General features: G+C 37.7%; 3 protein-coding genes. All 3 read right to left on the minus strand.

Features of this window, described 5'->3' with window-relative positions; translation table 11 throughout:
• Positions 1 to 1,191 precede the first annotated feature (1,191 nt).
• Positions 1,192 to 1,722 (minus strand): hypothetical protein, encoded by a 531-nt coding sequence (locus tag F6K23_RS35180; RefSeq protein WP_293165089.1) that lies wholly within the window; start codon positions 1,720 to 1,722, stop codon positions 1,192 to 1,194.
• Between the two features lie 476 nt (positions 1,723 to 2,198).
• Positions 2,199 to 3,248 carry a PEP-CTERM sorting domain-containing protein gene (locus tag F6K23_RS35185; protein ID WP_293165090.1) on the minus strand — a complete coding sequence of 350 codons (1,050 nt, stop codon included), beginning with the start codon at positions 3,246 to 3,248 and terminating at the stop codon, positions 2,199 to 2,201.
• 874 nt (positions 3,249 to 4,122) lie between these two features.
• On the minus strand, positions 4,123 to 6,801 hold the full coding sequence (locus tag F6K23_RS35190) for a bifunctional serine/threonine-protein kinase/ABC transporter substrate-binding protein (protein WP_293165091.1): 2,679 nt from the start codon (positions 6,799 to 6,801) through the stop codon (positions 4,123 to 4,125).
• Positions 6,802 to 9,213: the final 2,412 nt, after the last annotated feature.

A 9,213-nucleotide genomic window follows, 5' to 3' on the forward strand; every position in this document is an offset into this window, starting at 1 on the left:
TAGATTAAATTATTTTTTGCTGAAAATTTTCTAAAATCTTAGATGTTAGGGGATATAGGCAAAATTGAGAATAGTTGAAAAGTCTTAAATGCTATATCCTGGTATTAACATTCTATTGTTACCGAAGCATTCACATAACTAAAAATTAGAGATGATGGTTTCTAGAAAAAGAGTAAAGTGTGCCAGAAATAAAAATGTAAAATCTTGCTTTAAATTCAGCAATAATGAAACAAATTATTCTCTGAATAGAGCTTTTCAATTTACTGTAATAGATCGAGTTCTGTAGGTTAATCTATCAAACAAGATAGTAGGTGTAATTCATTAGCTCACTATTGCAAAATGAGGGTGATGAAAGTGATATTCAGTTTGAGAAAGCCATCAACCAGGAGATAATTAAAACTGTAGACTTTGATATCAAATCCACTTAATTAGGTATCAAAAAATGTTTCATTGTCAGCCAGATCGCAAATTTTTCTAAATTTTCTTCCCTCCTGACTCCTAATTAATATCATGTCCGGTTGAATACTTATAATTAAGATAGTAGGAGAGTAGGGGAGTAGGGGAGGCCGGGAAAATAGAAAGATTTACTGTTGAAGCACTCATGATAAGTTTTTTCTAGATCGCTCTTATCCGGACATGATATAATTATTTACAGCGGTTTTCATTTGGGTAGACCACAGTAAGGACGTTCCATGGAACGTTCCTACAGGATTTTGCTTGTGAAGATGTGGTTCATCAATTTGAAAAGCGCTGTAATTATACCAATGCTACCGGATTTGATATAAACGGACGATATTCACCTCCAAAAAGCCATCCTCTGAAAAGTTGGTGGGAAAATACTTCTGAGGACTCACGCATAATATCATGTCCGGTTGAACAGTTATAAATAAACGATGAAGGAGTCAGGAGTCAACCCACCCCTAACCCCTCCCTGGAGGGGAACGACCGAGTCAGGAGGGAAGAAACAAGAAGAAAGAGAAAGTTTTTTTTATAGCGCTACGCATTAAGATTAGGACATAAATAGAAGCTGAAACCCTTTTATATTCCCCTGTTGCCTGTTGCCTTGCGCGTAGCGCTATATCACTAATTATCCGGACATGATATAACCACCAAATATAGTAGGGGTTAACGGCCGTTAACCCCCTACAAATACTGTATAATTTCGTATGCGTGCGTAAGTCCTGATAAAAATCAACTAAACCAAACTAACCCACTCACAGTCAGAATTATTATTACTAACGCCACCCAAACAAATTGATTATCTTTTGTGTTAACTTGACTAGGATCGACAACTTCTAACTTCAGAGTTTTTGGCTTCGGTGGCGGTGATTTAACTTGGGAAACCATAGTGCTACCTCGACGATCTTTAGCATCACTTTCAGATATTGCCCCCAAGTCAGGAATTTTAGTCATCCACTCTTGTCTAGTTCTCAGTACAGGTGCTTCGAGAATGACTAATATACGTTTTGCTTGTTGGCGGGTTTCTAAGCGAGGATGACGAGTTAGTTGTTTACAAAGGTCTGTTGCTTCTTGAATTTGGCCAGCAGCTTGATATGCTGTCACTAACCAGATTTGTACCTCTCCCCCAAATCTTGAATTCAGCTCAATATTGTCTTTAGCAGTTTCTAAATGTTGCACTGAATTACGATATTGACCACGCTCAAAGGCATATTTGCCAGCTTTATATTCAGTTTCAAATAATGTTAGGTCTTCTGAACTCACAATTCCTGTTAGTTAGTTTTTGATATATTTCAAATTAATCAGGACTTACGCAAATTGACTGTCAAACCACCATCTGTAGGGGCGAATGGCATTCGCCCTCTCTATATATAGAGTCTTTACGTAAGTCCTGTTAATCTTGATTATTATAGCAATCTTTTGATCGAAGAATATTCAACTCGCTGTGATTTTAGCAATTTACAAAAGTAATGCTCAACTTATCTGACTGATATTTTAGCCTTATGTGGAAATAAAAAATAAAGTATAGCAAGGTTTTTGGTAATTGGTGCTATAGGAAATAGTGCTGCAATTTCGCATTGGCCAGATGCAAGTAGCTTTTGTTCCCTGCCATATATCTTGATGACAAAAAAAACCTGAGATTCTCCTGTTTCGTTTTCAGAAGAAGCCCAGTTATGGAATTTTTATTTATTTGTATTCAATATTAAAATTTATAGTAGATGCAATTATAATTGAATTTCTTAGTGAGACTGACGACGACGGGAAAGGAACATTCCACCACCGATGAACGCTAGAGCTGCAATACTGCCAGGTTCTGGTACACGCACTTTTGGCTCAGAAAGGAAATCACTGTACATTTCTTCATATGATAACTCAGAGATGGCACCACTTATACCGTTAAATTGAACTTCTAGACTCCGAATTTGTCCGAGTTCTTGTCCGAAGTAAAAATCCCAAACAGAGTTCTCAAATTCATGAGGAACTACACTTTGATTAGCTAAAAAGTATTCAACGTAGGGATTACCAGTAAGCTTGTCTCCTGTAAAAGCTTCATCTATATTAGTCTCATTAACAGCATTATTAAATACATTACCCGTTATGTTATCAATTACTTCTCGTGTTTGCCTTGAAAATGTATAGTCTGCTATGATAGTGTTATCTGCGTCTTTAGCTATCAAGTTAATTTTATTAGCATCTGTCTTATCAAAATCAAGAAATTCGATATTTCCTAATGCAACATCCCGATCAAAGGTAAATTTGATTTTACCACCATCGCCCTGATCGTCTGGAGCTCTAAATAATCCTTGATTATTTGTTTTGTTATTCTCTTGAACAATCAGGATGTTGTTCCTTGCTACTGTATTTAAATTACCCCCAGTTGCTAGGTCTTCATCTCCAAACGTGCTACCTCCAATCTTACGATTGCAGCCATCGCTAATTCCACTATTTAGTGGATCATAGCTACTGTAATCATTTTTATTACTTGTTGAATTTTCAATCTTAAAAGGGTTACAACTACTGTTGAACAAAGTGACACCTTTGCCGTTGCCACCAACTTTTTCAATTTGAACTCCTGACCAAGGGTTTACCTTAAGATGCTGTTTGTTTGAATCGTCAATGTCAATAACGGTTCCAGCGTCAAGAGCGTTACCGTTAGAATCTTGGTCGAAATCAATAGTGATAGCTCCAGCAGAAGTTACGCTTGCTGCTACTGCTACAGTTGCCAAAAATGCACTTTTTCCGAATAATGCTGCTTGAGATATTAGGGAATCAGTTTTTGTGGTTTTCATTGTATATACTCCAAACTTAGTAATATTTAACTTCTATAATATAGAGCAGAAATCAGTATATTATTGGCGATTTCTATTTGCTTGTCTTTCTTTTACTATAATGCACTACTTCTAGATAAACTGCAAGACTAAAAGATAAGAATTTACTATAACAATATAATTATGTATTTTCAACGATATATTTGTTTTTGAATTTAATGCGAAAAAAGCAGTAACAATACTGATGACAAGCAGTTAAAATTAGATTAGATAAACTGTTTTTTGTAGTGGCTAAGTGATCTCACTTAAATAAATACCGAAAGATTTATTTGACTCAGAAAAATTTATTGATTTGTGGAGTTTATGTGAAAATGAAAAATTTCTCTATCTACTTTACTAATATCAAGTCTCATTATATAAAGCTGTAGCTATTTGTGGCCTACAGTTAATATGGCCGATTATCTGATTCTATTAGACATCTCCAGAAAAGAGGGAGTAGGCAGTAGGCAGTAGGCAGTAGGGAACCCACCCCTCGCCCCTCCCCCTCCCAGGAGGGGAAGAATTGATAATTTCTGTGCGATAATTGATTTGATTTTTTGGCGTTGCTGAATTGAAGTATGAATGCGCGATTGTTTTGTTCTGGTCAAGCCCCCGCGCATCCCCCAATTTTGGGGGACTTTTAGAGTTTTATTCCCCCCTAAATTGGGGGGCTAGGGGGGCAAAATCATACCTAGAATCAGCAACGCCGATTTTTTATTATTGGAGATGTCTATTGGACACCTCCTGCAATTTGTAAATATGCCAGCGCACATTGCTATATATTTCCTGTTCCCTGTTCCCTGTTCCCTAGGGTAATAAAACTTTGTACCTCATCAACTAGAAAACTGCTGTAATATCAATCACATTCTAAAAGACTAAACTGGCCGACAGGATAATCTAGGGGCAGAAATGTATAGCCTAATGGCGAACAACTAGACTTCACTACTTTAGTAAAAATAATTCTTGATTCCTGGCGATCGCCACTTGGTAAAAAAGTTATTTCTCCTGTAGCACCCTCAGAACTAAAATTTTCACTTGCTAAAATTTGTTGCAGGGCAATGCGATTTAATTCTTTACGTTCTGGAAGTGATTCTAATGCTGTAATCAAGGTTCTAGCTGCATCATAAGCAAAAGCTGTACGCCAACTCACAGTTCCTCCCCAAATGTTTTTTGCTTGCAGTGGAAAATCTGGATCGGGACTATTCAAACTGTGCCACGGTGTAGCTACTACAACATTTTTCTCTGCTTCTTGAGCGCCAAACTTGAGAGTATAGTTACTATAGAGGTTTTCTCCAGTAATTATCGGTAAATTGAGCTGCCAATTTGCTTTGATTACCTCTATTGCCTTCGCTAAAGTGGAAATATCTGGCAGTAATACAATTGCAGTAGCTTTTTGTTTCTCTACTCTATTGATCGCAGCACTAGCATTAAAAGAAGTTCTTGACAAATCAAAACTATCATTCATATCTTTAACTATTTTGCCACCACCAGCACTGAAACTAACCATAAATTGATTCTTGAGAGATTCACTGTAAATATCATTAGGATTATCAAACAAAGCTACTTTTTGCTGTTTATCAGTAGATTGATTAATTAAGTAACTTGCCATTGCTTGAGCTATTGTGGCATCAGATGGTATCATCCTAAAGAAAAAATCATTGCCATTTGATAATTTAGAAGCACTAGCAGTGGGAGAAATTAAAACCAGTTTATTCTGTTCATAAATTGGAGCCACTTTCATCGTGATTTCACTAAAAGCATGACCAATTACCGCCAAAACTTGACCTGTTAAAACCAGATTATTTGCTATTTTTACTGCTTGCTCTGGAGAGTTGCCATCATCAACAATAATTACAGTTAAACCCTTACCTCCAATCAAATTATCGCTCAGGTTTATGGCATTCTGAGCTTGAGCAACTCCCCGTAATTTTTCTAAACTATAGTTGAGAGCTTGTGACTCACCTGTCATTGGTGCTACAACGGCTATAGTATAAGCATCAGTATTGCTAGCAGCTAGTCTGGCATTATTCAGGTAAATCAGAATTTCTGGATCATTAAAGTATTTTTTTCTAGCTTTTTCTAAAAGTTTGACTGCTTGCAAATAATCACCATCAGCAAAAGCTTTAACTCCCTCTTCTTTTTCTGTGGGTGCGGAACCTGGAATCAGAATTTCTTCCCCACAACTCAAATTATCATCCAGTTTTAAAGGACAAGTTGTTGGTGCTTCTGGTAAAATAGCAATTAATACAGCGATCGCTCCTAGTGTTAAAAGGGAAATCTTGCCTAACCATTTATTGACTTTGGGTGTGGTTTCTTGATATTTACTCTTGAAGTTCTGTATTTTTTGCTGCAATGGAAAGTCAGATAAATAGTTTTTCTTTGCGGGAGCGGGTTGTTTGCTCTGGGTAGGTTCAATTTCTGCTTGTACTTGCTGCTTGTAGTTAGCAAGACGTTCCAAAATGTCTTCGGTTGTTTGAGGGCGACACTGAGGTAAATTTGCCATCATCTCATCAATTAAGTCTGCTAATGTTTTTGAGATTTGAGTAGCATGGTGTCGCCACATTAATCTACCACTCTGAGGATCGGTAGGCAAATTCCCAGGGTCTTTTGCTGTGACTAAATAAACTATAGTTCGAGCAATGGCAAAGACATCCGACTGTCGTGTGATTTTCCCTTCATACTGTTCTGGGGATGTGTAACCTTGAGAAATCATCCCAGTCACATCTTTGCCTTCAAATTGCCTTAAGTATGTTTCTGTAACTTGCCTAGTCGCACCAAAGTCAATTAATGCTAGTTGACCCCATTTCTGCTTTTGGGAATGTTGTTGATGATCAATGTGATTTTTTCCATTTTCAACCTCCTGTTTGTGGTCTGATGTTTCTCTGGTTTTTTCTGGATCATTTTCTGGCCGTGCAACACTTTCTTGGGTAATTGAAATGGAAGATAAATTATTTGATCTGCTAGCTTCTCCATTTGTTTGTTGACTAGCTTCTTCTATAGGCAAATTCCCATAAGTTTTAGATGGTTGTTTTGCTCCATTATGATTCGAGTTTTGTGCTGTAGAGCTACGCAACATGATATTCGTTGGTTTAAGATCCCGATGGATACAATGATTCTGATGAAGTTTACCAATAATTTCTACTAATTGTGTGATCCAGGCGATCGCTTGCTCTTCTTCTATGGGTTGATTATGATGAACTTGTTGCAACCAGTCAGATAAATTTATACCCTCAATTTTTTCCATTACCAGACAGTGTAATGGTTCATCTCTCGCTTCTGACCAGATAAAGTATCCTTCTGGTTCGACTTTTGGTAATCCAGGTTCGTGTAACTGTGTTAAAACTTTTGCTTCTTGCTCAAACAAAGAAATTACTTGCTCCATTTCTTCGTCTTCTATTTCCCTTGGCACTTGCAATATTTTCATAATTTTTATCGTACCACCATCATCAACTTCCCAAGTTTGACCAAAACCACAGTCTCCAATAAGTCGAATCGCTCGATAGTGCTGTTGTAATATTTGTCCAGGATTAATCATCTTCCTACAAGTAAAAAATTAAAAATTAAAAGTCAAAGGAATATTAAAATATACAGTTACCGAAAAATTGTGGGTATGCGCCTCCCCTTGGATAGGGGATAATAAAAAAAAATTTTCATGAATTTGTCAATCCTCTCCTTGAAAAGAAGAGGTAATTATTCATTATTCATTATTCATTATTAATTGTTGAACTAGTCATCATATTAAATCCTTTTAATTGCATATAATTCAGCACCTTGGTAGCCATGGCTTTTAACTATTACTTTAGAGCGTTTAACTTAAGTTTTAACTTCCCTGGCGGGAAGTCCCGCGCTCTCCCGCAGGGGAGCGTCGTATGGTCAAGCCAGGGCCAATAGTCGGATACCTCCACAAATAAAACCTTCCTATACCCTTGACAAGCTAGAAGGTATGCATGTTATCATCAAGGTTAATACAGGGGGAGGACATCACCTCACACGAAACAGCGGTCATTTTTTTCATGACTGAAGAATCCCACGTTGTCGCGCTATGCGCAACGTCGGGAGTATGTCAATCAACACAATTAGATTTTAATAGAGGAAATATCGCCTCAGAGCAAAAGCACAAGTTCGAGAATGGGCTAAGTTAGTAAACCTTCCCGTTTGGCCTTTTTCCTGCTTCTGAGACTTGCTATTCAACTTGGCCTTGTATTCTTCAAACTTGGCTTAAACTTCTCAGCCAACTTTAGAGACTAATCTTTTCTGAGTTACAGTTGTTCGACTCCAATTGTAAAGTTCCGTCTTTGCAAGACTAGACTAGCAGCATGGCCCGCGCCATTAAGCCAAAGTTGAATAAATCAAAAACTTGATTAAATTTTGCATACTCTGGGCGGTCATTTAACGCGCGTCATAAGTCAGAAATCAGAAGTCATAAGTCAATCCACCCCTAATCCCTCCCAGGAGAGGAAGTAGGGGATTTGAGCAACTCTCCAAAAATATTTCGCCTGAAAATGCGGGGTTGCGCGACCCATATTATTTTGATAAATATTTACCGAAGAATTAATAATTAAATAATTAAATAATTAAATAATTCACCCCTTGAAGCCTCCCCTTTCAAGAGGAAAAAAGCGGTCGTTTACGTTTGCGATAGCATTCCGTAAGGAAAACATTCCGTAGGATGGGATGGCAAGGAAAACTGCGCCATATCCAATCGACCAAGAGAATAAATTTTTTCCTTATTGGTTAATCCTCTCCCTAAAAGGGAGAGGTAATTATCCATTATCCATTATCCATTAATGAAGGGCATTACCTAATCACCAACCCCGGAAATTTAGGTTTTTTTCTTGCTCAATAGCCTTCTTCCTTCTTCCTTGTGATGTAGTCGATGGGGATATCACTATCCCTCACCTCTACTCCAAAACCGTACATGAGAGTTTCCAGACCTTCGCGCTTACCGAAAAATTGTGGGTATGCGCCTCCCCTTGGATAGGGGATAATAAGCGGTCGTTTGCGCAGCATGACCTAGGATGGGATGGCGAGGAGACCTCGCCATATCCAATCGACTCCTGTGAAAAAAAATTTTCATGAATTTGTCAATCCTCTTCAATTCATGGAGAGGTAATTATTCATTATTCATTATTCATTATTAATTGTTGAAAATACCAATGCTACCGGAGATGATCTCAAATCCGGTTAAACAGTTATAGAATGGTTAAGTCAGGAGGAGTCAACCCACCCGCGCGCCCCTCCCAGGAGGGAGAGGACCGAGTCAGGAGGAGAGAGAATTACAAAGATGAGCGTAGTTATGACGATTGGAGAAAGTTTTTTGTTAACTAATTATCCAGGCATTATAGAACCCATTTGAGATCTATATAATTATGTAGTCAAGTCTTTTCGCGCATCAATTTTGAGGAAAAATCATCTGAAGGAGTGTTGAATTTTTTGTATTATATCATGTCCGGATAAGAGCGTGATCAAAAAACTTTCTCTTCATTTATAGCTTAAAATTCCCTCCTCATAACTCATAACTCATTACTCATAACTCATTACTCATAACTCATTACTCCTCCATTTTTATTTATAACTATTCAACCGGACATGATATTATTTCTCCCCACATCTTCCCTCCTGTCTCCTGTCTCCTGTCTCCTGTCTTCAGTCTCCTGTCTCCTGACTCTTTGCTAAATTTATGAAGATACGATCAGGGGTTCTATATCATACCTGAAATCACCAACACCGGGAATTTGTATAGCAAGAAACGAGTTAGTTAGAATCATAGACTGATGATGAACCTTAGACAGAGAAATACTTTTCCTACTGTTCCCAGTTATATCAAATCCGTTTAATTCGGCACGTAAAAAATGTTCCATCTTCAACCATTACCAAATATTTCTCTCACTCCCCATCTCCCCATCTCCCCATCTCCCCATCTCCCCATCTCCCCATCTCCCCATCT

This window comes from Okeania sp. SIO2C9, assembly GCF_010672455.1.
In the GTDB taxonomy this organism is placed as follows: domain Bacteria; phylum Cyanobacteriota; class Cyanobacteriia; order Cyanobacteriales; family Microcoleaceae; genus Okeania.

Excerpts from the sequence above, each read along its gene's own strand:
- F6K23_RS35190 (WP_293165091.1), bottom strand. The coding sequence starts at position 6,801 with ATGATTAATCCTGGACAAATATTACAACAGCACTATCGAGCGATTCGA.
- F6K23_RS35185 (WP_293165090.1), bottom strand. The coding sequence starts at position 3,248 with ATGAAAACCACAAAAACTGATTCCCTAATATCTCAAGCAGCATTATTC.